The organism is Micromonospora sp. URMC 103, assembly GCF_051386435.1.
Classification (GTDB): domain Bacteria; phylum Actinomycetota; class Actinomycetes; order Mycobacteriales; family Micromonosporaceae; genus Micromonospora.
In genome coordinates this window covers 919,794-943,985 of record NZ_JBPQTR010000005.1, presented here as the reverse complement: position 1 = coordinate 943,985, position 24,192 = coordinate 919,794, and the positions used below count along the sequence as shown (strand labels likewise).

Genomic DNA, 24,192 nt, shown 5'->3' with positions numbered 1-24,192 from the left:
CGCGGGCGGGCGCGGTTCTCTACGGTCGGGGCGTGGGGGCCGGGCAGCCGTACAGTCGGCCGGCCCGGCGGCGCCAGCCGATGCGTACGGGGCTGGTGTTCGCCGGTGTCGGTGTGGCGTTGTGCTGCGTGGGGGTGGCCGGCCTCGGCGTGCGCAACCTGCAGGTGGTCACTCAGGCGGCCGGTCCGGTGCGGGAGACGGCGGACGACTTCCTGCGCGAGGTCACCGTCGGTGACACCGGCGGCGCGTACGAGCGGCTGTGCGCGGAGGCGCGCAGGAAGTGGAGCGAGGGCGGCTTCACGAGCTGGGTGCGGACGCCCCCGGAGGTGCGTGACTACGAGATCGTGGACGTGTCGGTGACGACGCGGGGCGGACGACCGCGCGGCACGGTGACCGTCGCGCTGACCCGCGACAGCGGCGCCACCGAGCGACGGGAACTGCCCGTGGTCCAGGAGGACGGTGACTGGCGGATCTGCGGTGACCCGTTCTGAGCCGGCGGCCCCCGGGCCGGTCCGGCCGGACCTGCTGCGGGAGCACCACGGCGTGGAGGCGACCACGTCGACCGAGCTGTTCTTCGACCTGGTGTACGTCTTCACCGTCACGCAGCTGGCCCAGTTCCTGATCCTGCATCCGCATCCGCTGGGCGCGTTACGGACCGTGATCCTCCTGGGGCTGGTCTGGCTGATCTGGATCTACACCACGTGGACGACCAACTCGTTGCGTCCGGACCGCAGCCCGGTACGAGCCATGCTGCTCGCGGTGATGCTGGGTAGCCTGCTGCTGTCGGCGGCGATCCCGGGCGCGTTCGCCGGCAGCGGTCTGCTCTTCGCCGCTGCCTATGCCGCCGTTCAGGTGGGGCGGTCCGCCTTCGCGGTGTGGGCGGCACGCGGCCATCCCGGGTTGGAACCCGGACTGCGGCAGGCGCTGCCCTATCGAATCGGCACCGCGCTGCTGGCCGTGATCGGCGGTCTGGTCGGCTCACCGGCCCGCGAGGCCATCTGGGCGGCGGTCATCGCCATCGACGTGATCGGGCTGGCGATCGGGTTCCCCACGCCGGGAGGGCGGCGCACCCGACCGGAGCGGTGGGAGGTGGAGGGCGGGCACCTGGCCCAGCGGTGCCAGGCGTTCATCCTCATCGCGCTGGGCGAGTCGATCCTCGTCACCGGCGGCATCGTGGCGCGGCACACCGACCGGGCGACGATGGGCGCGTTCCTGCTGGCCTTCGCCGGCTCGGTGGCCCTGTGGTGGGTGTACTTCGACCGGACGGCGCAGGCCGGTACCGCGGCGCTCACCCACGCGGGCGAACGGACCGGGCGGCTGAGCCGTTTCACCTTCAACTACCTGCACCCGGTGATGGTGGCCGGCATCATCGTCACCGCGGTCGCCGACGAGCGGCTGCTCAGCGACCCGGGTGGGCAGCTGGACGTGGGCACCGCGCTGGTCGTGTTCGGCGGCCCGGCGCTGTTCCTCGCCGGGCACGCCGCGTACCAGATGGTCCTGCTGCGGCAGCGGCCGGTCGGCCGGGCCGTGGCGGTGCCGGTGCTGCTGGCGGCGGTGCCGGTGGGGGTGGCCCTGCGCCTGCCCGTCGCGGCGGGCGCGGCGGTGGCCCTGCTCGTCACGGTCGGTGTGATCGTCACCGACCGGTTGCCCCGCGGCGGGACGGGTCAGGCCCGCGGGCCGAGGTCGCCGCTGCGGTAGTGCCGCCGGCAGAGCACCTGGTAGCGCACGTCGGCGCTGTCGACGGTGTCGCCGATGACGACCTGCTCGCCCTCGCGGGCCACCCGCCCGTCGACCACGCGGGCGTTGAGCAGCCCCTCCCGGCCGCACCAGCAGAGCACCTCGATCTGGATGCGGGCCACCTCGTCGGCCAGTTCGAACAGCCGCTGGGCGGCGGGGAACAGGCAGGAGCGGAAGTCGGTGGCCAGCCCGAAGGCGTACACGTCGACGTCGTAGCTGTCGACCAGTTCGGCCATCTGCTCGACGTGCTCCACCGTGTAGAAGCTGGCCTCGTCGCAGATGAGGTAGTCCACCCGTACGCCCTCGTCCCACCGGCCGCGCACCAGCGCCCGCAGGTCGAGGTCGTCGGTGACCTCGATGGCGCTGTGGGCGAGGCCGATGCGGGTGGTGACCTGGGGGCCCAGCGACCGGTCGATGCGGGTGGTGACCAGGCCGCGGCGGCCCTGCCGGGCGTGGTTGTAGTTCATCTGCAGCGCCATGGTCGACTTGCCGCAGTCCATGGGTCCCCAGAAGAACTTCAGCGCGGCCGCGTGCAGGGGCCGGCCGTCCAGTCCGCGTGCCGCGGCGCACCCGCTCGGGGAGTCGTCCGGGCCGGCGAGGGGGCGGGCCAGGCAGGTGGGTGCGGCAGCGGCGTCGTCGGTCACGGTCGGGCAGCCTAACCCATCGGCCGGGCTTGATCTTGACAGTGACCGCCGCCGTGCGGTCCGGCGTCGGTGGTCAGAGCACCCGGGGCGGGGTGTTGCCCGCGGCCACGATGGCCCGGCGGACCGGAACGGCCAGCAGGAGCAGGAACCCGACGACGAAGAAGATCAGCAGCGAGACCAGGCCGACGCGGTAGGACGAGGTGAGCTGGAAGACCAGGCCGAACGCCAGCGGCCCGAGCCAGCTGGTGCCCTTGTCGCTGATCTCGTAGAAGCCGTAGTACTCGCCCTCCTTGCCGGCGGGGATGAGCTGGCTGAACAGCGACCGGCTCAGCGCCTGGCTGCCGCCGAGGACCAGGCCGATCGCGGCGCCGAGGACCATGAACGGCAGTGGCGCCTCGGCGGGCAGCCGGAACGCGGCGACGATCACCACGGTCCAGAGCACGAGGCTGAGCAGCACGGTCTTCCACGCGCCGACGCGCCGGGCGAGCGCGCCGAGCAGCAGCGCCCCGCCGAACGCGAGGAACTGCACGAGCAGGATCGTGATGATCAGGGTGTTCTGCTCCAGCCGCAGCTCCTCGGTGCCGTACTGGCTGGCCAGGGTGATGACGGTCTGGATGCCGTCGTTGTAGACGAGGAACGCGAGCAGGAAGAACAGCGTGAGCGGGTACGCCTTGATCTCCCGCAGGGTGCGGCCGAGCTGCCGGAACCCGTCGGTGAGCACGTTGCCGCGGCCGGACCGGGCCGCCGCGGTGGGGTGCTCGCGCAGCCAGCGCAGCGGCACCAGCGTGAACAGGGCCCACCACACGCCGGCCGAGACGATCGACCAGCGGGCCAGGTCCAGGGTGCGCTGCGCGTTGCCCTCCTCGCTGAGGAGGGTGACGGCGACGAGGTTGAGCGCCAGCAGCAGGCCGCCGCCGAGGTAGCCGAGCGCCCAGCCGCGGCTGGAGATGCTGTCGCGTTCGTCGGGGCCGCCGAGCTGCGGCAGGAACGAGTTGTAGACCACGATGGCGGCGCCGAAGCTGATGTTGGCGATGAGGAACAGCGCCCCGCCGAGCAGGTAGCGGTCGCCGGTCACGAACGCCATGGCCACGGTGGCGCCCGCGCCCGTGAACGCGGCGCCGGCGAGGAGCCGCTTCTTGTGCAGCGACCGGTCGGCGATGGCGCCCATCACCGGCAGCACGAACACGGTGAGGAACACCGACAGCGAGATCAGGTACGGGTAGTAGGAGCCGGCGGCGACGCGGATGCCGAGCGGGTGGACGTACCCGTCGCAGGTGTCCGCGCCGAGTTCGCAGCCGGCCGCGAGTTCGGTGACGGTGGTGAGGAACGGCCCGAGGAAGACCGTGATGACCGTGGTCTGGAAGGCCGAGTTGGCCCAGTCGTAGACGTACCAGCCGGTGCGCTCGCGCGGGGTGCTCGCCGGGGGCGGGGTGTCGTGCACCGTGGGGGTCACGGTCTCGGCCATCGGGTCCTCTCGCCGGTCAGGCGGCCCAGTGGCCGCGGCTGCGGTAGACGTCGCGCAGCACGCCGACGTGATCGGTCATGATGCCATCCACACCAAGATCAAGTAACTCGTGCATCTCGGCGGGTTCGTCGATCGTCCAGACGTGCACCTGGAGGCCGAGCGCGTGGGCGTGGCGGAGGAACCGGCGGTCCACGACGGGCACCCGCCCGTAGCGGACCGGGACCTGGGCGGCCACCACCGACGGAGGCAGCCGCAGCGGGCGACCGGTGAGCGAGGCCATCCGCAGGCGGGCGACCCCGCGCATGCCCAGCGACGTGGCGACCCGGCCCTCGGTGAGCGCCCGCAGCCGGGTCAGCCGCGCGTCGCTGAACGAGGCGAGCAGCACCCGGTCGGAGGCGCCGGTGCGGGTCACGGTGGCCACGGCCGGCTCGACCCCGGGGTCGGACTTGACGTCGATGTTGAACCGCACGCCCGGCCAGGCGTCGAGCACCTCGTCGAGGCGGGGCACCACGGCGGCGCCGCCGACCCGTACCGAGGCGAGGTCGGCCCAGCGCAGGTCGGCGATGCGGCCCGGCTCGCCGGTGACCCGGCGCAGCGTGGTGTCGTGGAAGACCACGCTCACCCCGTCGGCCGTGGCGTGCACGTCGGTCTCCACGTAGCGGTAGCCGAGCCCGACGGCGCGGGCGAACGCCTCGGCGGTGTTCTCGTCGCCGTCGGCGGCGCCGCCGCGGTGGGCGAAGGCCAGCGGCGCGGGCGCGTCCAGGTAGGGATGACCGGTCAGCACGCAGCGCAGTATGCCCGCCGCCGGTGTCCATCCGGTGACCGGCAGGTTCGATCAACGCCAACCGTCTCCACGACCGAGCGCCTGACCGACACCATTCCGCCGATGTGGCGGTATCCGGCGGCACCGGACACCGCCACACCGCCGACCTGGTGTCGATCATGCCGCCCGCGGCTGTCGGGTCGCGCGACGGTCGGCGGCTCGGGGTGGTCGGGGCGCGCGACGGTCGGCGGCTCGGGGTAGTCGGGGCGTGCGACGGTCGGCCGCTCGTCGGCGACGCGTCAGGCCGGGGGCGGCGGCGGTGCGCGCGGCTGGTGTCGGCGAGGCCTCTCGGGTCGACGTGCCGGGGCCGGTCGGGGCGCCGCGGCACGAGCGGTGGAACGGACATTCGCCCCGGCCCGCCGACCCACCCGAGCGGTGCTGACGGCGCGAAGCGGTCATCGTCCCGGCGGTCGACCGGCCACCGGTCATGATCGACTCGACTTCCTGAAAGGCGCGGTGTCGACCGCGCCGGGACGCCGCGACCTCAAGGAAACGGAGTTGATCAACGCCAACCGCCTCCACCGACCGAGTCGAGAACGCCTGATCGACACCATTCCGCCGACGTGGCGGTATCCGGCGGCACCGGACACCGCCACACCGCCGATCTGGTGTCGATCACGCCGCCCGCGGCGGTCGGGGTGCGCGACGGTCGGCGGCTCGCGGCGGTCGGGGTGCGCGACGGTCGGCGGCTCGCGGCGGTCGGGGTGCGCGACGGTCGGCCGCCCGAGGTGGTCGGGGCGCGCGACGGTCGGCCGCTCGTCGGCGACGCGTCAGGCCGGCGGGCGGCGGCGGTGCGCGCGGCTGGTGTCGGCGGGGCGTCCCGGGTCGACGTGCCGGGGCCGGTCGGGCTCGTCGGGGCGCAGCGGCACCAGCGCGTCGGTGATCGCGTCGACGATGCGGTCGGTCGCCCGACGGGCGGCGCCGGCCGTGCCGGAGTCCACGCCGGTGAGGTCGACGGGTTCGCCGAAGTGCACGCGGATCACCGGGCGGCGGACGACCGAGCGGGCGAGGCCGCCCGGCAGGCCCTTCGGGGCCCGGTACGGCACCACCTCGTGCGAGCCCCACTGGGCGACCGGGATGACCGGGGCGCCGCAGGCGAACGCGAGCCGGGCGGCGCCGGTCTTGCCGCGCTCCGGCCACATGCCGGGGTCCAGGCCGATGCGCCCCTCGGGGTAGACGAGGATCACCGATCCGGCGGCGACCGCCGCCGCGGCGTCGTCGAGGGCCCGGCCCACCGCCGCCGTGCCCCGGTCGACCCGGATGTGCCCGGCGCGGCGCATGAGTGCCCCGACGACAGGTGTCCGGAACAGGCCGCCCGTGGCCATGATCCGGGGCGCCACGCCGCGCTCGCGGCAGGCCGCGGTGAGCACCACGGGGTCGAAGGGGCTGATGTGGTTGGCCGCCAGGATGAGGGGGCCGCGGCGCAGATCCTCGGGCACGTCGCCGGTCACCTCGAGCCGGGCGACGGTGGCGACGACGCCCCGGGCGAGCAGTTGGGCGGCGCGCCAGATCGCGGGGGGCTGCCAGGTGGCGGAGGCGGTGTCCATCAGCGGTGAATGCTCCCACGCTCGGGCGCGGGAGCGGCGGCGAGGGCGCAGCAACCCCTCCACCGGGGCCGAGTGGCCCGGCGTGATCAGGGTCATGGGTCCCGGGCCGGTTCGGGCCGCCCGTCCCCGCCGATTCGTCTACGACGAGCAGTAGTATTTACTACGTCTCGTAGTATGACCGGCAGGGGGTCCCAGGTGGACGCGCTCGACGTCGCCCGCTGGCAGTTCGGTGTCACCACCGTCTACCACTTCCTCTTCGTACCGTTGACGATCGGCCTCTCCGTGCTGGTCGCCATCCTCCAGACGCTGTGGCACCGCACCGGCAACGAGCGCTACCTCAAGCTCACGAAGTTCTACGGCAAGCTCTTCCTCATCAACTTCGCCACGGGCGTGGTGACCGGCATCGTCCAGGAGTTCCAGTTCGGCATGAACTGGAGCGACTACTCCCGCTTCGTGGGCGACGTCTTCGGCGCCCCGCTCGCCATCGAGGCGCTCGTCGCGTTCTTCCTCGAGTCCACCTTCATCGGCCTGTGGATCTTCGGCTGGGAACGGCTGCCCAAGCGGCTGCACCTCGCGAGCATCTGGGCCGCCGCCATCGGCACCAACCTGTCCGCGTACTTCATCCTCGCCGCGAACTCGTTCATGCAGAACCCGGTCGGCTACCGGATCAACCCCGACACGGGCCGCGCCGAGCTCACCGACTTCGTCGCCGTGCTCACCAACAAGGTCGCCCTGGTCACGTTCCCGCACACCCTCGCCGGCGCGTTCCTGGTGGCCGGGTCCCTGCTGGTCGCCGTCGCCCTGTGGCACCTGATCCGCAACCACGACTCCGCCGACACCCCGACCTACCGGTTCGCCGCGAAGTTCGGCTCCTGGGTGACCCTGGTGGCCGCGGCCGGCGTCCTGATCACCGGCGACATCCAGGGCAAGATCATGACCCAGGTGCAGCCCATGAAGATGGCCGCCGCCGAGGGCCTCTACAACACCGAGAGCCCCGCCTCGTTCTCCGTGCTCACCGTCGGCAGCCTCGACGGCACCCGGGAACTGTTCGCCATCAAGATCCCGTACCTGCTGTCGTACCTCGGCACCGGCGACCTCCACGGCACCGTGCACGGCATCGACGACCTCCAGGCGCAGTACGCCAGCCAGTACGGCGCCGGCAACTACGCCCCGATCATCCCGGTCACGTACTGGAGCTTCCGGTTCATGATCGCGTTCGGGATGGCCGCCGCCGCGATCGCCCTGCTGGTGCTCTGGACCCACCGCAAGGGCCGCGCCCCGCGCAGCAGGTGGCTGCTGCGCGCCGGTCTCGTCATGCCGCTGCTGCCGCTCGTCGCGAACTCCTTCGGCTGGATCTTCACCGAGATGGGCCGCCAGCCGTGGATCGTCTTCGGCGAGATGCTCACCCGCAACGGCGTCTCCCGCAGCGTGTCGCTGACCGAGGTGCTCACCTCGTTCACCGCGTTCACCCTCATCTACGCCACCCTCGCCGTGATCGAGTTCCGGCTCCTGGTCCGCTACGCCAAGGACGGTGTGCCCGACCTCACCCCGCAACCCGAGATCGACGACAGCCACGACGACGCCGAGCGTCCGCTCGCCTTCGCCTACTGACCTCCGGGAGCGCACCGTGGAACTCACCACCATCTGGTTCCTGCTCGTCGCCGTCCTCTTCACCGGCTACTTCATCCTGGAGGGCTTCGACTTCGGCGTCGGCATGCTGCTGCCCGTCCTCGGCCGCGACGACCGGGAACGCCGCGTGCTCATCAACACCATCGGCCCGGTCTGGGACGGCAACGAGGTCTGGCTCATCACCGCGGGCGGGGCCATGTTCGCGGCGTTCCCCGAGTGGTACGCCACCCTGTTCTCCGGCTTCTACCTGCCGCTGCTGCTGATCCTGCTGGCGTTGATCGCCCGCGGCGTCGCCTTCGAGTACCGGCACAAGCGCCCCGAGCCGTCGTGGAAGCGGCGCTGGGACGCGGCGATCTTCTTCGGCTCGCTGGTGCCGGCCGTGCTGTGGGGCGTCGCGTTCGCGAACATCCTGCGCGGGGTGCCGCTGTCGGCCGACCACGAGTACGTCGGCGGCCTGTTCGACCTGCTCAACCCGTACGCCCTGCTCGGCGGCGCGACCACCGCGGCGCTGTTCCTCACCCACGGCGCCGTGTTCGTCGCCCTCAAGACGGTGGGGGAGATCCGGGAGCGGGCCCGCGCGCTCGCCGTGCGGGTGGGCGTCGTGGCCGCGGTCCTCGCGGTCGCGTTCCTGGCCTGGACGCTCGACATTCGCTCGAGCACGGCCGCCGTGGCGCTCGCCGCCGCCGCGGCGCTCGCGCTGCTCGCCGGCCTGGTCGCGGCCCGGGCAGGCCGGGAGGGCTGGGCGTTCACCGGCACGGCCGTGGCGATCGGGCTGGCCGTGGCGACCCTGTTCGCGGCGCTGTTCCCGAACGTGCTGCCCTCCACCCTCGACGCGGCGGGGACGCTGACCGCCACGAACGCCGCCTCCACCCCGTACACCCTGAAGATCATGAGCTGGGTGGCTGTGGTGTTCACCCCGATCGTGCTGGCCTACCAGGGCTGGACGTACTGGGTGTTCCGCAAGCGCATCGGTGTGGTCCACATCCCGCAGCACTGACACCCTCCCGACGGCGCGCGGGGCGTATCCGCCCCGCGCGCCGCTAGGGTGGGGCGGTGACCGCGCAACCGTGGAGGCAGCTGTTCGACAGCGCGACGCCGCTCGTCGGCGCTCCGCTGGGCGGCGGGGCCGGCAGCCCGGCCCTGGTGCGGGCCGTCGCCGCGGCCGGCGGCTTCGGGTTCCTGCCGGCCGGCTACAAGACCCCGGAGGCTCTCGCCGCCGACCTGGCGGAGCTGCGGGCCAGCGGCACGCCGTTCGGGGTGAACCTGTTCGTCCCCGGCCCGCCGGAGATCGACGAGGAGACCTTCCGGCGGTACGCCCGCGAGATCGCCGCCGAGGGCGAGCCGTACGGGCTGGACCTGGCCGGCGCGCCGCGCGTGCACGACGACGACCACTGGGCCGACAAGGTCGATCTGCTGGTGCGGGAGCCGGTGCCGGTCGTCAGCTTCACGTTCGGGTTGCCCGATCCGGCCGCCGTGGCCGCGCTGCGCCGGGCCGGTTCCCGACTGCTGGTGACCGTCACGTCGGTGGCCGAGGCGCTCGCCGCCCGCGACCTCGGCGTCGACGGGCTCGTGGCGCAGGGCACCGAGGCCGGCGGGCACAGCGGCACCCACACCCCGCACCGCCCGGCGCCGCCGGTGTCCACCCGCCCGCTGGTGCGGGACGTGGCCGCGGCCACCGGGCTGCCGGTCGTGGCGACCGGTGGGGTCGCGGGCCCGGACGACGTGCGGGACCTGCTGGCGGCGGGCGCCGCCGCGGTGGCCGTGGGCACCCTGCTGCTGCGCACCGACGAGAGCGGCGCGAGCCGCACCCACCGTGACGCGCTGGCCGATCCGGCGCGCACGCGCACGGTGCTCACCCGGGCCTTCACCGGACGGCCCGCACGCGGCCTGCACAACGCCTTCATCGACCGGTACGAGCCGGCGGCGCCGCTGGGCTACCCGGAGCTGCACCACCTGACGCGGGACCTGCGCCGGGCCGCCGCCGCGGCCGGGCACGCGGACCGGGTGCACCTGTGGGCGGGCACCGGCTTCCGCCACGCCACGACCGGCCCCGCGGCCACGGTGGTGCAGGGGCTCACCGCGGCGCTCTGACCGGTCGCCGGGGTCAGCTCCCGGTCGCCGCCAGCTCGCGGTCGGCGCGCTGCCGGACCAGGGTGAGGACGCGTCCCGCCGCGGCCAGGTCGGCGTCGGGAATCTCGGCGTAGAGCCGCTCGGTGATGTCGGCGACGGCGTCGGCCACGCCGCGCTGCGCGGCCCGACCCGCGTCGGTGAGGGTCAGGGTGGAGGCGTCGCTGGGGTGCGGGCGCAGCAGGTCGGCGGTGGCCAGCCCGTCGAGGACCGTGTGGACGGTCGACTCGTCGAGCTTGAGCGTGCCGGTCATCCGGGCCACGAGGTGGGCGCGGATGGTGCTGCCGCCCTCGGCGGCGGCCGCGTTGAGCGCGACCGACTGGTGGAACGAGACGCCGAGGCGGGCGAGCTCGCGTTCGAGCAGCGCCCGGGTGGCGTAGTGGGTCTGGCCGATGACCTGGCCGTTGAGGGACATGACTCCTCCTGCGTGGGAATCGCCAATGTTGGCACGGCCAACATAACAGCAGTCGTGGGCGGTGCCAACGATTTTTGATAGGCTCGACCCATGGAGCCCGCCCCCACGCCACAGGCGCCCACACGCCTGCGCACCACCCCGAGCTGGCTGCTCAGCCAGACCGCCGCCCAGGCCCATCGGCTCGTCGCCGACGGGCTCGGCGCCCTCGGCGTCCGCGGCTACCACTACCGGCTCCTCGCCGCCCTCGCCGAGATCGGCCCGGCCAGCCAGGCCGACCTCGGGCGCAGCTGCGGCATCGACCGCAGCGACGTCGTGGCGGCGCTCAACGACCTCGCCGAGCGGGGCCTCGTCGAGCGCAGCCCCGACCCCGCCGACCGGCGGCGCAACGTGGTCACCCTCACCGGCGCCGGCCGCCGCGACCTGCGCCGGATGGAGGAGGCCCTCGACCGGGCCCAGGAGGCCCTCCTCGCACCGCTGTCCGACTCCGACCGCGACCAGCTCCTGCGGCTGCTGTCCACACTGCTGTCCCACCACGCCGCGCACTGACCCGCGCGGCCGCGGCTCAGGGCGCCTCGCGCAGCTCCGCCAGCCGGGCCTCGATCTCGGCCAACTCGGCGCGCAGCCTCTCGGCCTGCTGCTCCGCCTCGGCCCGCTCGGCGGCCAGGATCTGCTCCACCGCCTCGTGCACACCCGGCACGTCCACCAGCGCCACCATCCGCAGCGCCTCGGCCGGCTTCACCACGTACGGCTTCGCGAGCGCCTTGCTGCCCTGCTGCGCGGCCACCGTCCACTCGCCCTCGGCGTACGCCAGCGTCACCGTGAGCCCCGCGGGGCCCTTCGGCTTCGCCGCCTTCGCTGCCCGACGGGCCGGCTTGGCCGCCTCCACCGTCTCCACCTTCGACTCCTCCCGCGCCGGGCGCGGCGCCGGCACCCGGTCCAACACGAACTCCGGCTCGGCGGGCGCCGGCTCGGGCTCGGCCTCCGGCTGCGCCGGGGGCTCCGCCGCCCTGCGCCCCGCGCCGCGCGGCGCGATCGCCACGTCGGCGGGGGAGAAGGGCAACTCGTCGCGCCCGAACCGGACCACCACGAACTCGTCGGACCCGGCCGGATCGGTCAACTCCACGACCTGACCGACCTGCCCGGCGATCTGGCCCGCCGCCGCCGTGAACACCACCTTGGGCTTGCGGCCCGCCGCCAACGCCTCCCGGATGCCCTGCACCTCGTCAGTGGACAAACCCTGGCCCGCCATCACGCCCTCTTCCGTACACCTGTTTGATTGCAGCCTTGATACCAGCCGGCTCCGACAGCCGGAGGGTCAGCCCCCCAGGGCGCGCAACGCCGCGTCGGCGTGCTCGGTCATGCTCAGCTCGCTGCGCACCACCGCCCGCACCCGCCGGTCCGTGCCGATCACGAACGTCACCCGGCGGGTGCTCAGCGGCCCCAACGGCAGTCGCCGCCGCACCCCGAACAGGTCGGCCACCACACCATCGGGATCCGACAGCAGCGGATAGTCGAACCCGTGCAACCGGGCGAACTCCGCCTGCCGCGCCACCGGGTCCCGGCTGATGCCGACCCGCTGCGCGCCCACCGCCGCGAACTCCGCGCCCAGGTCCCGGAAGTGGCAGCTCTCCGCCGTGCACCCGCGCGTCATGGCCGCCGGGTAGAAGAACAGCACCACCGGCCCCGCCGCCAGGAACTCCGACAACGTGCGTACCGTCCCCGTCTGGTCCGGCAGCGCGAAGTCCTCCACCGCGTCACCGACATCCCGCACCGCGCACCTCCACCCTCGACATCGACGCGCGGCGAGCCTAGAGGATCACCCCCACACCGCCGCCACCTCGTCGGCCACCACGTCCGCCTGCGCCCGGCCCGCGCGCGCCGCCGCGGCCCGCCGCGCCGGGTCCAGCACGTCACGCCCGATCGCCGCCCGCGCCGCCGCGTCCGGTGACACCACCACGACCCGGGCGCCCTGCGCCCGCAGCCCGCCGACCTGCGCCGCCAGGCGGGGCATCGGCCCGAACGCCGCCGTCGTGGGCGCCAGCACCACCACCCGATCCGACCCGGCCGCCAGGTCCGCGTTCACCGGCGAGCGCATCCCGCCGTCCACGTACCGCCGGTCGCCGATCGTCACCGGCGGCCACACACCGGGCACCGCGCAACTGGCCCCCACCGCGTCCACGAGCGACACACCCGACTCCGCGTCGAAGACCACGAACTGGCCCGAGCGGGCGTCCACCGCCGTCACCAGCAACCGCCGCGCCGGCCAGTCCCGCACCGGCAACCGCGACTCGATCACCGCGCGTCGCGACGCCTCCGACTGCGTACGCGCCGACAGCGCCATCGCCCCGATCCGCGCCCGGGCCCGCACCTCGTCGCGGGTACGCGCGCCCGCCCACACGAGGCGCGCCACCGCCGCCAGCCCGAACCGGGCCGCCGCCTCACCGCGCGGCGGCGCGAGCTGCGCCGCGTACGACTCCTCCACCGGCCGGCCCGAGCGCAACTGGGCGCCCACCAGCGACCCGGCCGACGTGCCCACCACGAGGTCCGCCTCGCCCAGCGCCACACCCCGCTGGGCGAGGCCGGCCAGCAGCCCCCACTCCCAGGCCACCCCGGTCACCCCGCCGCCGCCCAGCACCAACGCCCGCGTCATGTGATCTTCCCCTCCCCGCCGGTCCGTGCCGGCCACGGTAACGTCGGCGCAGCCACACCGGCAGGGGAGAGACGCGTTGAACCCGGTCACTGTCATCACCGGCGGCAGCCGCGGCATCGGCGCCGCCACCGCCCGCCGCCTCGCCCGCGCCGGCCACGACATCGCCTTCGGCTACCGCCGCGACCACGACGCCGCCGCGGCCGTCCTCGCCGACGTCCACGCCGCCGGCCGCCGGGGCGTCGCCCTGCCCGCCGACACCACCGACCCCGACCAGGTCACGGCGCTCTTCGACGCCGCCGCCGACCTCGGCGCGATCACCGGCCTGGTCAACAACGCCGGCGTCACCAGCCCGATCGGCCCGTTCGTCGACCTCGACCCCGGCGACCTGCGCCGCGTCGTCGACGTCAACCTGATCGGCTACGTGCTCTGCGCGCAGCAGGCCGCCCGCCGGATGGCCGCCGGCGCCGCGATCGTCAACGTGTCCTCGGCCGCCGCCACCCTGGGCAGCCCCGGCGAGTACATCCACTACGCCGCCGTGAAGGCCGCCACCGACACCCTCACCGTCGGCCTCGCGAAGGAACTCGCCCCCCGCGGCATCCGGGTCAACGCCGTGGCCCCCGGCATCATCCGCACCGACATCCACGCCGTCTCCGGCGTGCCCGACCGCCCGGACACCGCGGCCGGCCGCATCCCGCTCGGCCGCGCCGGCGAACCCGACGAGGTCGCCGGCGCCATCGCCTGGCTGCTGGGTCCCGACGCGTCGTACGCCACCGGAACGGTGCTGCGCGTGGCGGGCGGCCTGTAACCCGCCGGCGGCCGGTGACCCCGCCCAGGTGGTTGCGGGCACGGCGGCGGCCCGGGACACCAGGCCCCGGGCCGCCGCCACGCCGGTCAGCTCGTGAACAGCTTCGCCGCCGTGATCACGGTCTGCACCACCCCGTAACCCAGCAGCACCGACACCACCAACCAGGAAATCCACAGCCGGGCCTGCTGCCCGCGCGGGTCTGCCTCGTTCATCGCGTACCGCTCCTTTCCGCTGCCGCGTCCACCGTGTCGCCCTCGTCCCGCGTCTCGGGTTCGTGGTACCGCTCCGGCACCGGCCGGATCAGCAGGTTCGCGAGGAACCCCACGGCCAGCACACCGACCATCGTGAACAGCGCCGGCCGGTACGCCTCCGCCGTCAACGTGCCCGGCTTGCCCTGCGCGTCCAGGAACCCGTTCACGATGAGCGGACCGGCGACCCCGGCCGCCGACCACGCCGTGAGCAGCCGCCCGTGGATCGCGCCCACCTGGTACGTGCCGAACAGGTCCCGCAGGTACGCCGGCACCGTGGCGAAGCCGCCGCCGTAGAAGGACAGGATCACGCAGGCCAGCAACACGAACAACGCCGTCGCCGCGTGCCCGAGCACCGCCAGCAGCACGTACAGCACCATGCCGACGCCCAGGTACACCATGTAGATCGGGCGGCGGCCGATCACGTCCGACGTCGAGGACCACACGAACCGACCGGCCATGTTGAACAGCGACAGCAGGCCCACGAAACCGCCCGCCGCCGCCACCGACACCGCCGAGGCGCCGCCGCCGTCGCGGAAGAAGTCCTGGATCATCGGGCTCGCCTGCTCGAGGATCCCGATGCCGGCGGTCACGTTGCAGAACAGCGCCACCCACAGCAGCCAGAACGAGCGGGTCTTCACGGCGTTCGCCGCGGACACGCTGGCCGTGGTCACCAGCGGCTTCGCCGCCACCTGCGCCGGGTCGAACCCGACCGGCCGCCAGTCCGGCGCCGGCACCCGCACGTTGAACACCCCGAACATCATGATCAGGAAGTAGCCGACGCCCAGCGTCACGAACAGCCACACCAGCGCGCTGCCCGAGGCCGTGGACCCCGCGTTCGACGGGTCGTACGCCGGGTCGTAGAACGACAGCAACTGCCGGGACAGGGGAGAGGCCACCATGGCCCCACCACCGAAACCCATGATCGCTAGACCGGTCGCCAGCCCCGGCCGGTCCGGGAACCACTTGATCAGAGTGGACACCGGGGAGATGTAGCCGATGCCCAGGCCGATGCCGCCCAGCAGCCCGTACCCCAGGTACAGCAACCACAACTGGCGAGTCGCGATGCCCACCGCGCCGACCAGGAAACCGGCCGCCCAGAAGCACGCCGACACGAACATCGCCTTACGCGGCCCGTTCGCCTCCACCCACGTGCCCGCCACGGCGGCCGACAGGCCGAGCATCACGATGGCGATGCTGAAGATGACGCCGATGGCCGTCTGCCCGCTGTCGAAGTGCGCGATGAGGGAGTTCTTGTACACGCTGGTCGCGTAGACCTGCCCGATGCAAAGGTGGATCGCCAACGCCGCCGGTGGTATCAGCCAACGGCTGTACCCCGGCGGCGCCACGGTGTGCCGACGGTCGAGTGCGGAAAGCATGCCGCTGGGTCCTCTCCGGAAGGGGGATGAAATCCTTTTCTCCTTCATCCCCCGGCCGACGGCCCGCCGCAAACCGGCTCACCCCCGCGACGTCGCCGGGCGGTCGCTGCGGTGAGCCGAACGGTCACCGGGTCCGTCGACCACCGGCCGCGCCGTGCCAGGATGACCCCCATGGGGATGGTCTTCGGTGAGGTAGCCGACACCTACCACGACGTCCGCCCCGGCTACCCCGAGGCCATCGCCGACGCCGTCCGCGACTACCACGGCGCCACGCCGGAACGGATCGTCGAGATCGGCGCGGGCACCGGCACCGGCACACGGGCCCTGCTCCGCCTCGGCGCGCCGATCACCTGCCTCGAGCCCGACCCGCGGATGGCCGCCCGCCTCGCCGCGAACCTGCCCCAGGTGACCGTTCGCACCGAGACGTTCGAGCAGTGGGAGCCACCCGCCGGCGGCGTGCCGCTGCTCGCCGCCGCCCTCGCGTGGCACTGGCTCGACCCGGCCACCCGCAACCGGCGCGCCCACGACGCCCTGCGCCCCGGCGGCACGCTCGCCGTCTTCGGCCACCGGTACGGCTACGCCGACCCCGCCCAGTCCCGCGCCATCGACATCGCCCTACGGGCCATCGACCCGGACGGGAAGAGTCGCCCTGCCGGCTGGTTCCACCTCGACGTCACCGCGAGCGGCCTGTTCACCGACGTCCGCGCCGACACCTTCGACCGGGACCTGCCCCTGCCCACCGACCGCTACCTCGACCTGGTGCGTACGTTCGGCCCGTTCCGCCAGCACACCCCCGATCAACAGATCCGGGCCCTCACCGCCGTCCGCTCCCTGGTGGACAACTTCGGCGGCGCCATCGTCCTGCGCCTGCGCACGACCCTCGTGCTCGCCCGCCGCCCACACGTTTAGGAAGGTTTACAGTGCAGCGGCGGCCCGGGTACGGTGCGTAATGATCGACCATCACCGATCATGACGAGCGCCTGGAGGTATCCGTGCGTCGCCGACACACCGTCACCCGACTGCTGGCAACAGCCACACTCGCCCTGCCCCTGACCCTCCCGGCGGCACCCGCTGCCGCCGCCACCCCCACCACGGCACCCACCCGCCAGCTCACCGACGTGATCCCCGCACCCACCGAGACCCACCCCGATCCCCGCGGCACGTTCACCCTCGGCCCGCTGACCGTCATCCGCACCTCACCCGGCTCCACCGCCGCCCGGCAGGTGGGCCGACAGCTCGCCGACACCCTGCGCCCCGCCACCGGTTACCCGCTGCCCGTCCTACCCGTACGCTCCACACCGCTGCCCGAGATCGCCCTGCTCCTCGGCGGCGCCGACGCGCGCGTCGGCCAACAGGGCTACCAACTCGACGTCACCCGCCGCGGCGTCACGATCCGCGCCAACACCGCCGACGGCCTGTTCGCCGGCACCCAGACCCTGCGCCAACTCCTGCCCGCCCAGATCGAGGCGCCCACCCGGCAGCGCGCCACCTGGGCCGTGCCCGGCGGCCGCATCGTCGACGTTCCCCGCTTCGCCTACCGCGGCGCCATGCTCGACCTGGCCCGCCACTTCCACACCGTCGACGAGATCAAGGCCTACGTCGACCTCATCAGTCAGTACAAAATCAACTACCTGCACCTGCACCTGACCGACGACCAGGGCTGGCGCATCCAGATCGACTCCTGGCCGCGGCTCACCACCGTCGGCGGCGGCCCCGGCACCGGCGTCGACGGCGTCGGCCCGGGCTACCTCACCAAGGCCGACTACAAGGCCGTCGTCGCGTACGCCGCGGCCCGGCACATCACGATCATCCCCGAGATCGACATGCCCGGTCACACCAACGCCGCCCAGTCCACCTACGCCGAACTCAACTGCGACAAGGTCGCCCCGCCGCCGCGCACCGACACCGCGGTCGGCTACAGCTCCCTGTGCATCGACGACGAGCTGACCTACCGCTTCGTCGAGGACGTCATCCGCGAACTCGCCGAGATGACCCCCGGGCCGTACCTGCACATCGGCGGCGACGAGGCCCACGCCACCACCGACGAGGACTACCGCACCTTCGTGCAGCGCGTCCTGCAGCTCGTCAGCAAGTACGGCAAGCGCGCCTACGGCTGGAACGAGATCATGCAGGCCGACCCGCCCACCGACGCGATCGCGCAGTACTGGGGCACCGGCACCACCAACGCCGACCTCGCCGAAGCCGCCGCCCGCGGCAACAAGGTCGTCATGTCACCGGCCAACAAGGCCTACCTCGACATGAAGTACGACCGCAGCACCCCCCTCGGCCTCTCCTGGGCCGCCTACATCGAGGTGCGCGACGCGTACGAATGGGACCCCGCCCAGCGCGTCACCGGCGTCGGCGAGAACGCCGTCCTCGGCGTCGAGGCGCCCCTGTGGTCGGAGACCCTGCGCACCCTCGACGACATCGAGTTCATGGCCTTCCCCCGTCTGCCCGCCATCGCCGAACTCGGCTGGTCGACGGCCGCCAGCCACGACTGGGAGTCCTTCCGCACCCGCCTGGGCGCGCAGGCGCCACGCTGGCGTTTGCAGGACGTCAACTTCTACCCGTCCCCGCAGGTCCCCTGGATCTGACCGCACCTGCCACCCCGCGACCGCGGCCCCCGGCCCCCAGCCGGGGGTCGCCGGCGGGAATCGACCGCAGGTGCACGACCAGCGCCGTCCCGGCCAGCACCGCCAGCAGCGCGCACACACCCGCCCAGCCCACCTGCCCGTAGGCGCGGGCGCCCAGCCACGAGCCCATCCCGCCACCGAGGTACGCGCAGGTCATGTAGGCGGTGTTGAGCCGGCTGCGGGCCCCGGGCCGCAGGGCGTAGACCCGCACCTGGTTGGCGACCATGCCCGACTGCATGCCGACGTCCAGCAGCAACGTGCCCAGCACCAGCGCCGCCAGACCCGGCACACCGCCGAGCCGGCCGAGCGCGAGGACGACGGCCGCGCCGACGACGGCGAGCAGGCACACCAGGTTCACCGCATCGGAGCCCCGACGGTCCACCTCGCGTCCCGCCATCGGCGTGCACACCATCGTCGCCGCGTTGACCAGGGCCAGCATTCCGACCGCCGGCGCCCCCAGGCCGTACGCCGGGCCGGTCAGCAGCAGTGCGACCGCCGTCCACACCGCCGAGAAACCCGCGAAGACCAACGCCTGGTACAGGCAGGAGCGGCGCAGCTCCCGCTCGGTGCGCAGCAGGCGCAGCGGCTCGGCCAGCAGCGCCGGATACCGGTGCGCCGAGCGCGGCCGCACGGCCGGCAGCACACGGGCGGCGACCACCGCGATCAGCAGCACCGACACCGCGGCCGCCAGATACGGCGCCCGCCACCCCCACCACTCGGCGAGCGTTCCCGCCGCGGTGCGGGACAGCAGCATGCCGCCGATCGAGCCGCTCAGCAGCGTCCCGCTCACCACCCCCCGCCGCTCGTCGACCGTCAGGTCGGCCGCGAGCGGACCGATGATCGGCGCGACCACGGTGGCCACCCCCACGAGGGCGCTCGCACCGACCAGCGGAGGCAGCGCGGGCGCGGCGCCCGCGGCCACCAGCGCCAGCCCGGTGAGGCCGAGCAGGGTCACGATCAGCGGGCGGCGCGGAACCCGGTCGCCCAGCGGCACCAGCAGGAAGATCCCGGCGGCGTAACCGAACTGCGCCGCCGTCACCACCACGGCCGCCGAGTCGGGCCCGACATGCAGGCCGGCGGCGACCAGCGGACTGGTCGTCTGCGGGAAGTAGACGTTCCCGACCGCCACCGCGCAGGCGAGGGTGAGCAGCATCAACAGCCGACGGCTCACTCGGTCCGCCGGCCGCGTACACGACCCGTCCGGAGACGAATCCGGCCGACCCGTCGTCTCGATCTCGTCTGCCATGCCCCGCAGTCCACGGCACCGGGGGAGAGCCACCAAACGATGTAGCCTTCGGCTTAATGATCAGCTTTGTGCTCGACGTCGGCGACCTCGCGGACACCCGCTTCGCGATCTCACCGATCCACGAGACCGTGCTCAGCCTGCGGGTGCTCCGCGAGCCCGGCCTGTACGCGCTGCACCTGCCGTGGCGCAGATCCGCCCTCGGCCACCTCCAGCCGCCGGGCAGGGACCTGCTGATGTCCCTCGTCGGCCCGGATCGCGCCCTACCGGACTTCCTGACCCCACGGCCGACGACGTTCGCCGCCACCTTCGACGACGAGCTGACCACCGTCCGCCGGACACCACCCGACCTCGTCCGCCGCGACGTCCTGGCCGCGTACCCCCGCGGTCACCTCCCGGACGTCCTCCGGGACCTCACCGCCGACGACGCCGCCGTCCTCGCACTGCGCGACGCCATCTGCGACGAGCTGCGGCGGTACTGGGACGCCGCGATCGAACCGAGCTGGCCGCGGATGCGACTCGTCCTGGAAGCCGACATGACCTACCGCGCCCGGCAACTGGCCGTGGGCGGGGCACGCCTGCTCTTCGCCGACATGCACCAGAACCTGCGCTGGCACGACGGCGTGCTGCACATCGACAAGATGATCGGCCGGCACCGCGTCGTCGCGTCCGGCCGCGGCCTGCTGCTCGTGCCGTCCGTGTTCGCGCACAAGCCCGCCCCGCCCGTCAGCCCCGACGAACCGCCCATGCTGTCGTACCCGTGCCGTGGGGTGGCGACGCTCTGGGCCCCGCCACCCACCCCCGACCCGACCGCTCTCACGTCGCTTCTCGGCGCGTCCCGAGCGCGACTGCTCGGCCTGCTCGACGAGCCGTTGCCGACCGTGGAGATCGCCCGCCGGCTCGCCGTGACCCCCAGTGCCGTGTCACAGCACCTCCAGGTCCTCCACGCGACGGGCCTCGTCACCCGCACCCGCGACGGCCGGCACGTGCTCTACCGCCGCAGCCACCTCGGTGACCAACTCACCGGTCAACCGCCGCGCCGCTGACGTGCCGGCTCGGCGCGGGGGAGAGGCGCGTCAGCCGACCGGCGACGGGTCCTCCGGCGGAAGCTCCACCGGGTACGGCTGGTCGAAGTCGGCGGAGCGGCTCACCTGCTCCCACGCCTGCGCCTCGGCGAGCTGACGCCGCGAGTAGTCCATCGCCGACTTCGCCGCGTACGCGCCCACGAGAAGGTGCGACGGCAGCACCCTGCGGCCGACGACGCGGACCAGGATCTCGGCGGCGCGGTTCGGGTCCCCGGCGGTCAGCAGCGGGTTGCCGGCCCGGTTGGCCATGGCGCCCACCGTCTCCTCGTACTCCGGCGGGATGTCGTGCACCCGCATCGACGAACCCGCCCAGTCCGTGGCGAAACCGCTGGGCTCGACGACGAGGGTCCGGATGCCGAACGGCGCCGTCTCGGCGGCGAGGACCCGGGTGAAGCCGTCGACGGCGAACTTGGCCGCCTGGTACGACGCGATGCCGGGCGACCCGCCGACCCGACCGCCGATCGACGAGAACTGGACGATCGTGCCGCCGCGCTGCGCCTTGAGCACCGGAAGCGCGGCCTTCGTCACGTGGTAGACGCCCCAGAAGTTCGTGTCGAACTGGCGGCGGAAGTCCTCGTCGGACCCGGTCTCCACCGGGGCGACGTTCGCGTACCCCGCGTTGTTGACGACGACGTCGATGCGACCGAACCGGTCGACCGCGGCCTGCACCGCGGCCACAGCGGCGGCCTGGTCGGCCACGTCGAGGGCCACCGGCAGGACCCGGTCGCCGTACCGGTCGACCAGGTCGGAGAGCTGCCCGGGCGTGCGGGCGGTGGCGACCACCTGGTCGCCGGCCTCCAGGGCGGCGACGGTGAGCGCGCGGCCGAAACCGCGGGAGGAACCGGTGATGAACCATTTCTTTGCCATACCCCTAGCAAAACGCGGTTTCGTTAATAGTGCAACCCCGTTGTGTTAGAGTGGGTGTGATGTCGACGACTCCCCAACGAGCCCGCAGCGCCGAGGCCAAACGATCACGCGAACGCGCGATCCTCGACGCCGCACGCACCCTCGGCGCCGCGCGCAGCGTCCGCGAGGTCACCCTCACCGACGTCGCGGCAGCGATCGGCATGCACAAGTCCGCCATGCTGCGCTACTTCGAGACGCGCGAGCAGATCTTCCTGACCCTGACCGCCGAGGGGTGGCAGGACTGGTCCGCGGCCGTCCGCGCGACCCTCCACGACCTCGACCCCGCCGACCCCGAGACCGTCGCCGCGACCATCGCCGACTCGCTCGTCACCAGGCCGTTCTTCTGCGACCTGCTCTCGCAGACCTCCCTGCACCTGGAACGCAACGTCTCCCTCGACGCCGCACACGCGTTCAAGAAAATCGTCCTGGCCGAGGTCGACACGGTCGTGGGGGAGCTGCGCCGCCTTCTCGGCCTCACCGAACTCCAGGCCGTTGACGTCGTGGCCACCGCGACGAGCATGGCGGGCGCCCTCTGGCAGATGGCCGCACCCGGCACCCAACTGCGGGCGCTCTACGAGTCGCACCCCGAACTCGCGCACGCCGTGGTCGACGTCGGCCCGCAACTCACCCGCATCCTCACCGCACTGCTCACCGGGATGCGGGCAACCACCGACTGAGCACAGGAAACGAGCCGGGGCGGCTCACACGAGCCGCCCCGTCTCATCCCACCGCCGAGATCAGCTGCCGACGCGGTACCGGCTGGTGATCGCGACGCGGTTGAAGGCGTTCATCACGGTCGCCAGCCAGGCCACCGCCGAGACCTGGTCCGCCGTCAGAACGGCCGCAGCGGCCGCGAAGTCCTCGTCGCTCACGTGCCCGTCCGGCACACGCGTGACCGCCTCGGTCAGGCGAAGGGCGGCCCGGTCCGTCGCGGAGAAGTAGTCCGTCTCCGCCCATGCGGGCAGCACCGCGATCCGCTCGGGAAGCTCACCCTTCTCGAGCGCGTCGCGCGTGTGCATGCGCAGGCAGAACGCGCACCCGTTGATCTGGGAAGCGCGAATCCGGAGCAGCTCGACCAGGAGCGGGTCGAGGCCCGCCGCGGCGGCCGCCGCCTCCACCTCCGACGACAGGGCGATGAGAGCCTTGTAGGCGGCCGGGTGCTGCTCACCGATGTTGACACGCTGTGCAGTCATGGTTCCTCTGATCCGTCCGTGTGAAAGCTATGACTTCGGGTCGTCGACCTTGAGCTCGTCCCCGGTGTCGGAGACGAACACCACCAGGAGCTTGGCCGGCTCCGTCGCGCTGGCGTTCTCGGTGACGACGTGATGGGCGCCCGGCTGCTCCACCCAGTTCTCACCCTGCTGGTACGTGGTCACGGGCTTGTCGTCGAGCTTGCTGCGCACCGCGCCTTCGAGGACGTAGGCGTACACGAACGCCTGACCGTGCCGGTGCGGCGCCGCGCTCGCGTCGGGAGGAAGCTCCACGACCGCCGAGGTGAACGTCTTGCCCTCCACATCCGGAAGAGCCTGCTGAAGCAGCGGTTTGAGGCTTTCGGTGGGACGCGCCGACGCCGAAGCCGACGCTGCGGCCGCGGTCATGGTCGGTGCCTCGACCTGGGTGGACTCGTGGGACGTCGAGCAGGCCGTGACCGCCGACAGCGTCGCCACAGCCAGAAGGCCGGCGGCGGCGATCCGCGTTCGGATCACGACAGGCCGCCTGGACGACGCAGACCAGCCGTCGTTCTCGGCCATGTGGGGATAGGGCATACAGGTCCTTACCGGGGAGGGGCGACCCGAGCGGCGCACAGCCGGCCCGCGCGTGTTCCTTCGTCGCCCGTTGGCGTTCTCACCAGGGAGACGAGCCGACCCCTCCGCGTGTGACAGCCCCGACCCGCACGAGTTTCTCCGGATTCATGACCCTGCGGTACGCGCTGACGAGACCGTCCGTGACCTCCACCGTGTCGACGGAGTACACCCGCCCCTCCCGGTGGAACACGAGGGCGAGCTCACCGCCCACCTCGGCGAGGTCGATACGGTCCGGGCGCCACCGGCGCCCCGTACGCACCATCACCTCGGCCACGCGCCCACCGCCGCGGATGAGCTTGCGCGCCGCGGACGCCTTGCCGCCGCCGTCGGTGATGTACACGACGTCCGGGTGCAGGAGCCTGACCAGGCCGGCCAGATCCCCGGCCTCGTACGCGGCCCGGAACGCCGTGAGGACCCGTTCCCGCTCCGCCTTCGACGCCTGCGGCGTGAACTGCCGCGCCCCGGCCACCCGCCGACGCGCCCGCGAGGCGAGCTGCCGGGCAGCCGGTCCGGAGACGTCCAGCACCTCGGCGATCCGGCCGAACTCGAGACCGAAGACGTCGTGCAGGACGAAGGCCACCCGCTCCGGCGGACTCAGCTCCTCCATGATCAGCAGCATCGCCGAGCTGACGGACTCGTCGACGAGCACCGGCTGCGACGCGTCCGGCCCCGTCAGCAGCGGCTCCGGCAGCCAGGGCCCCACATAGGTCTCCCGCCGGAAACGGGCACTCTTGAGGATGTCGTACGACCGTCGCGCGGCCACCGTCACCAGCCACGCCCGCAGATCACCGATCTCTCGAAGATCCGCTCCGGCCGCCCGCAGCCACACGTCCTGGGTCACGTCCTCGGCGTCGGCCACACTGCCCAGCAGCCGGTACGCCACACCGAAGACCGCGGGCCGGTGCCGCTCCCATCCGGCGCCGAGCGGGTCCTCCTGCTCCGACCGTCCCGACTCCCGCCCGACACCCATACCGATCGTCACCTCCCCAGCTGCCGACCCAGCGTAGCCAGCCGAACTCCCGGTCCACGCCGTGTGTGACGTGGTGCGAGG

General features: G+C 73.1%; 26 protein-coding genes. 11 read left to right on the top strand and 15 right to left on the bottom strand.

The annotated features are described in order from the left end of the window. The first annotated feature begins 80 nt into the window (after positions 1 to 80). Positions 81 to 491: an Rv0361 family membrane protein gene (locus ACSNOA_RS17400; RefSeq protein WP_436662339.1), complete on the top strand. Its 411-nt coding sequence runs from the start codon at positions 81 to 83 to the stop codon at positions 489 to 491. Further along, a complete protein-coding gene (locus ACSNOA_RS17395; RefSeq protein WP_436659578.1) occupies positions 478 to 1,698 on the top strand; it encodes a low temperature requirement protein A in 1,221 nt (406 codons plus the stop codon). The genes ACSNOA_RS17400 and ACSNOA_RS17395 overlap by 14 nt, the downstream gene beginning before the upstream one ends. Here ACSNOA_RS17395 and ACSNOA_RS17390 read toward each other — a convergent pair. From ACSNOA_RS17390 to ACSNOA_RS17375, 4 genes are all read right to left on the bottom strand, one after another. Beyond that, complete coding sequence (locus tag ACSNOA_RS17390) at positions 1,665 to 2,381, bottom strand: thymidine kinase (RefSeq protein WP_436659576.1); 717 nt, start codon at positions 2,379 to 2,381, stop codon at positions 1,665 to 1,667. The genes ACSNOA_RS17395 and ACSNOA_RS17390 overlap by 34 nt on opposite strands. A 73-nt stretch (positions 2,382 to 2,454) precedes the next feature. Then, a complete protein-coding gene (locus ACSNOA_RS17385) occupies positions 2,455 to 3,846 on the bottom strand; it encodes an MFS transporter (RefSeq protein WP_436659575.1) in 1,392 nt (463 codons plus the stop codon). Between the two features lie 16 nt (positions 3,847 to 3,862). After that, positions 3,863 to 4,630 (bottom strand): glycerophosphodiester phosphodiesterase, encoded by a 768-nt coding sequence (locus ACSNOA_RS17380; RefSeq protein WP_436659573.1) that lies wholly within the window; start codon positions 4,628 to 4,630, stop codon positions 3,863 to 3,865. An 809-nt stretch (positions 4,631 to 5,439) separates the two neighbouring features. Further along, positions 5,440 to 6,216 (bottom strand): lysophospholipid acyltransferase family protein, encoded by a 777-nt coding sequence (locus ACSNOA_RS17375; protein ID WP_436659572.1) that lies wholly within the window; start codon positions 6,214 to 6,216, stop codon positions 5,440 to 5,442. Positions 6,217 to 6,411: 195 nt separating this feature from the next. Between ACSNOA_RS17375 and ACSNOA_RS17370 the strand changes: the two genes are divergently transcribed. The 3 genes from ACSNOA_RS17370 to ACSNOA_RS17360 are packed head-to-tail and all read left to right on the top strand — an operon-like array spanning position 6,412 to position 9,936. Further along, on the top strand, positions 6,412 to 7,827 hold the full coding sequence (locus tag ACSNOA_RS17370; RefSeq protein ID WP_436662337.1) for a cytochrome ubiquinol oxidase subunit I: 1,416 nt from the start codon (positions 6,412 to 6,414) through the stop codon (positions 7,825 to 7,827). Between the two features lie 16 nt (positions 7,828 to 7,843). Further along, on the top strand, positions 7,844 to 8,842 hold the full coding sequence (gene cydB / locus ACSNOA_RS17365; protein ID WP_436659571.1) for a cytochrome d ubiquinol oxidase subunit II: 999 nt from the start codon (positions 7,844 to 7,846) through the stop codon (positions 8,840 to 8,842). A gap of 56 nt (positions 8,843 to 8,898) precedes the next feature. Beyond that, on the top strand, positions 8,899 to 9,936 hold the full coding sequence (locus ACSNOA_RS17360; protein WP_436659569.1) for an NAD(P)H-dependent flavin oxidoreductase: 1,038 nt from the start codon (positions 8,899 to 8,901) through the stop codon (positions 9,934 to 9,936). A gap of 13 nt (positions 9,937 to 9,949) precedes the next feature. On the opposite strand, the gene ACSNOA_RS17355 is transcribed toward ACSNOA_RS17360, so the two are convergent. Further along, entirely contained in the window at positions 9,950 to 10,387 is a 438-nt protein-coding gene (locus ACSNOA_RS17355) for a MarR family winged helix-turn-helix transcriptional regulator (RefSeq protein ID WP_436659567.1), read from the bottom strand. A 90-nt stretch (positions 10,388 to 10,477) separates the two neighbouring features. On the opposite strand from ACSNOA_RS17355, the gene ACSNOA_RS17350 reads away from it, so the two are divergent. Further along, positions 10,478 to 10,933 (top strand): MarR family winged helix-turn-helix transcriptional regulator, encoded by a 456-nt coding sequence (locus tag ACSNOA_RS17350; protein ID WP_436659566.1) that lies wholly within the window; start codon positions 10,478 to 10,480, stop codon positions 10,931 to 10,933. Positions 10,934 to 10,949: 16 nt separating this feature from the next. Here ACSNOA_RS17350 and ACSNOA_RS17345 read toward each other — a convergent pair whose 3' ends face one another. The 3 genes from ACSNOA_RS17345 to ACSNOA_RS17335 form a co-directional block, all read right to left on the bottom strand. After that, positions 10,950 to 11,636: a hypothetical protein gene (locus tag ACSNOA_RS17345; RefSeq protein WP_436659564.1), complete on the bottom strand. Its 687-nt coding sequence runs from the start codon at positions 11,634 to 11,636 to the stop codon at positions 10,950 to 10,952. A 66-nt stretch (positions 11,637 to 11,702) separates the two neighbouring features. Then, positions 11,703 to 12,158, bottom strand: coding sequence for a peroxiredoxin (locus tag ACSNOA_RS17340; protein ID WP_436659563.1), 456 nt, complete (start codon positions 12,156 to 12,158; stop codon positions 11,703 to 11,705). A gap of 45 nt (positions 12,159 to 12,203) precedes the next feature. Then, entirely contained in the window at positions 12,204 to 13,037 is an 834-nt protein-coding gene (locus tag ACSNOA_RS17335) for a patatin-like phospholipase family protein (protein ID WP_436659560.1), read from the bottom strand. Positions 13,038 to 13,113: 76 nt separating this feature from the next. On the opposite strand from ACSNOA_RS17335, the gene ACSNOA_RS17330 reads away from it, so the two are divergent. Continuing rightward, positions 13,114 to 13,842 (top strand): SDR family oxidoreductase, encoded by a 729-nt coding sequence (locus ACSNOA_RS17330; RefSeq protein WP_436659559.1) that lies wholly within the window; start codon positions 13,114 to 13,116, stop codon positions 13,840 to 13,842. An 86-nt stretch (positions 13,843 to 13,928) separates the two neighbouring features. Here ACSNOA_RS17330 and ACSNOA_RS17325 read toward each other — a convergent pair whose 3' ends face one another. Together ACSNOA_RS17325 and ACSNOA_RS17320 are read right to left on the bottom strand one after the other, a co-directional pair. Continuing rightward, complete coding sequence (locus tag ACSNOA_RS17325; RefSeq protein ID WP_436659558.1) at positions 13,929 to 14,054, bottom strand: MFS transporter small subunit; 126 nt, start codon at positions 14,052 to 14,054, stop codon at positions 13,929 to 13,931. After that, entirely contained in the window at positions 14,051 to 15,469 is a 1,419-nt protein-coding gene (locus tag ACSNOA_RS17320) for an OFA family MFS transporter (protein ID WP_436659557.1), read from the bottom strand. Before ACSNOA_RS17320 ends, ACSNOA_RS17325 begins: the two co-directional genes overlap by 4 nt. Positions 15,470 to 15,640: 171 nt before the next feature. Here ACSNOA_RS17320 and ACSNOA_RS17315 point away from each other — a divergent pair, with 171 nt between their 5' ends. Then, positions 15,641 to 16,378, top strand: a complete 738-nt coding sequence (locus ACSNOA_RS17315) for a class I SAM-dependent methyltransferase (RefSeq protein WP_436659556.1) — start codon at positions 15,641 to 15,643, stop codon at positions 16,376 to 16,378. An 83-nt stretch (positions 16,379 to 16,461) separates the two neighbouring features. After that, a complete protein-coding gene (locus tag ACSNOA_RS17310) occupies positions 16,462 to 18,063 on the top strand; it encodes a beta-N-acetylhexosaminidase (RefSeq protein WP_436659555.1) in 1,602 nt (533 codons plus the stop codon). On the opposite strand, the gene ACSNOA_RS17305 is transcribed toward ACSNOA_RS17310, so the two are convergent. Further along, a complete protein-coding gene (locus tag ACSNOA_RS17305; RefSeq protein WP_436659553.1) occupies positions 18,026 to 19,273 on the bottom strand; it encodes an MFS transporter in 1,248 nt (415 codons plus the stop codon). The two genes, ACSNOA_RS17310 and ACSNOA_RS17305, sit on opposite strands and share 38 nt — an antisense overlap. Positions 19,274 to 19,404: 131 nt before the next feature. On the opposite strand from ACSNOA_RS17305, the gene ACSNOA_RS17300 reads away from it, so the two are divergent. Further along, complete coding sequence (locus ACSNOA_RS17300) at positions 19,405 to 20,391, top strand: helix-turn-helix domain-containing protein (protein ID WP_436659551.1); 987 nt, start codon at positions 19,405 to 19,407, stop codon at positions 20,389 to 20,391. A 30-nt stretch (positions 20,392 to 20,421) separates the two neighbouring features. Here ACSNOA_RS17300 and ACSNOA_RS17295 read toward each other — a convergent pair whose 3' ends face one another. Then, positions 20,422 to 21,297 (bottom strand): SDR family NAD(P)-dependent oxidoreductase, encoded by an 876-nt coding sequence (locus ACSNOA_RS17295; RefSeq protein WP_436659550.1) that lies wholly within the window; start codon positions 21,295 to 21,297, stop codon positions 20,422 to 20,424. Between the two features lie 59 nt (positions 21,298 to 21,356). On the opposite strand from ACSNOA_RS17295, the gene ACSNOA_RS17290 reads away from it, so the two are divergent. Further along, on the top strand, positions 21,357 to 22,013 hold the full coding sequence (locus tag ACSNOA_RS17290) for a TetR family transcriptional regulator (protein ID WP_436659549.1): 657 nt from the start codon (positions 21,357 to 21,359) through the stop codon (positions 22,011 to 22,013). Between the two features lie 60 nt (positions 22,014 to 22,073). On the opposite strand, the gene ACSNOA_RS17285 is transcribed toward ACSNOA_RS17290, so the two are convergent. From ACSNOA_RS17285 to sigJ, 3 genes are all read right to left on the bottom strand, one after another. Further along, complete coding sequence (locus ACSNOA_RS17285) at positions 22,074 to 22,529, bottom strand: carboxymuconolactone decarboxylase family protein (protein WP_436659548.1); 456 nt, start codon at positions 22,527 to 22,529, stop codon at positions 22,074 to 22,076. A 27-nt stretch (positions 22,530 to 22,556) separates the two neighbouring features. Then, positions 22,557 to 23,087, bottom strand: coding sequence for a cupin domain-containing protein (locus ACSNOA_RS17280; RefSeq protein ID WP_436659546.1), 531 nt, complete (start codon positions 23,085 to 23,087; stop codon positions 22,557 to 22,559). Positions 23,088 to 23,181: 94 nt separating this feature from the next. Then, entirely contained in the window at positions 23,182 to 24,123 is a 942-nt protein-coding gene (gene sigJ, locus ACSNOA_RS17275) for an RNA polymerase sigma factor SigJ (protein ID WP_436659545.1), read from the bottom strand. Between the last annotated feature and the right edge of the window lie 69 nt (positions 24,124 to 24,192).

What these genes read in the sequence shown, in the direction of transcription:
- ACSNOA_RS17400 (WP_436662339.1), top strand. Translation starts at nt 81, where the DNA reads ATGCGTACGGGGCTGGTGTTCGCCGGTGTCGGTGTGGCGTTGTGCTGC.
- ACSNOA_RS17335 (WP_436659560.1), bottom strand. Translation starts at nt 13,037, where the DNA reads ATGACGCGGGCGTTGGTGCTGGGCGGCGGCGGGGTGACCGGGGTGGCC.
- ACSNOA_RS17345 (WP_436659564.1), bottom strand. Translation starts at nt 11,636, where the DNA reads ATGGCGGGCCAGGGTTTGTCCACTGACGAGGTGCAGGGCATCCGGGAG.
- ACSNOA_RS17280 (WP_436659546.1), bottom strand. Translation starts at nt 23,087, where the DNA reads ATGGCCGAGAACGACGGCTGGTCTGCGTCGTCCAGGCGGCCTGTCGTG.
- ACSNOA_RS17350 (WP_436659566.1), top strand. Translation starts at nt 10,478, where the DNA reads ATGGAGCCCGCCCCCACGCCACAGGCGCCCACACGCCTGCGCACCACC.
- ACSNOA_RS17385 (WP_436659575.1), bottom strand. Translation starts at nt 3,846, where the DNA reads ATGGCCGAGACCGTGACCCCCACGGTGCACGACACCCCGCCCCCGGCG.
- ACSNOA_RS17295 (WP_436659550.1), bottom strand. Translation starts at nt 21,297, where the DNA reads ATGGCAAAGAAATGGTTCATCACCGGTTCCTCCCGCGGTTTCGGCCGC.
- ACSNOA_RS17300 (WP_436659551.1), top strand. Translation starts at nt 19,405, where the DNA reads ATGATCAGCTTTGTGCTCGACGTCGGCGACCTCGCGGACACCCGCTTC.
- ACSNOA_RS17290 (WP_436659549.1), top strand. Translation starts at nt 21,357, where the DNA reads ATGTCGACGACTCCCCAACGAGCCCGCAGCGCCGAGGCCAAACGATCA.
- ACSNOA_RS17285 (WP_436659548.1), bottom strand. Translation starts at nt 22,529, where the DNA reads ATGACTGCACAGCGTGTCAACATCGGTGAGCAGCACCCGGCCGCCTAC.
- ACSNOA_RS17315 (WP_436659556.1), top strand. Translation starts at nt 15,641, where the DNA reads ATGGGGATGGTCTTCGGTGAGGTAGCCGACACCTACCACGACGTCCGC.
- ACSNOA_RS17320 (WP_436659557.1), bottom strand. Translation starts at nt 15,469, where the DNA reads ATGCTTTCCGCACTCGACCGTCGGCACACCGTGGCGCCGCCGGGGTAC.
- ACSNOA_RS17375 (WP_436659572.1), bottom strand. Translation starts at nt 6,216, where the DNA reads ATGGACACCGCCTCCGCCACCTGGCAGCCCCCCGCGATCTGGCGCGCC.
- ACSNOA_RS17355 (WP_436659567.1), bottom strand. Translation starts at nt 10,387, where the DNA reads ATGTCCCTCAACGGCCAGGTCATCGGCCAGACCCACTACGCCACCCGG.
- ACSNOA_RS17325 (WP_436659558.1), bottom strand. Translation starts at nt 14,054, where the DNA reads ATGAACGAGGCAGACCCGCGCGGGCAGCAGGCCCGGCTGTGGATTTCC.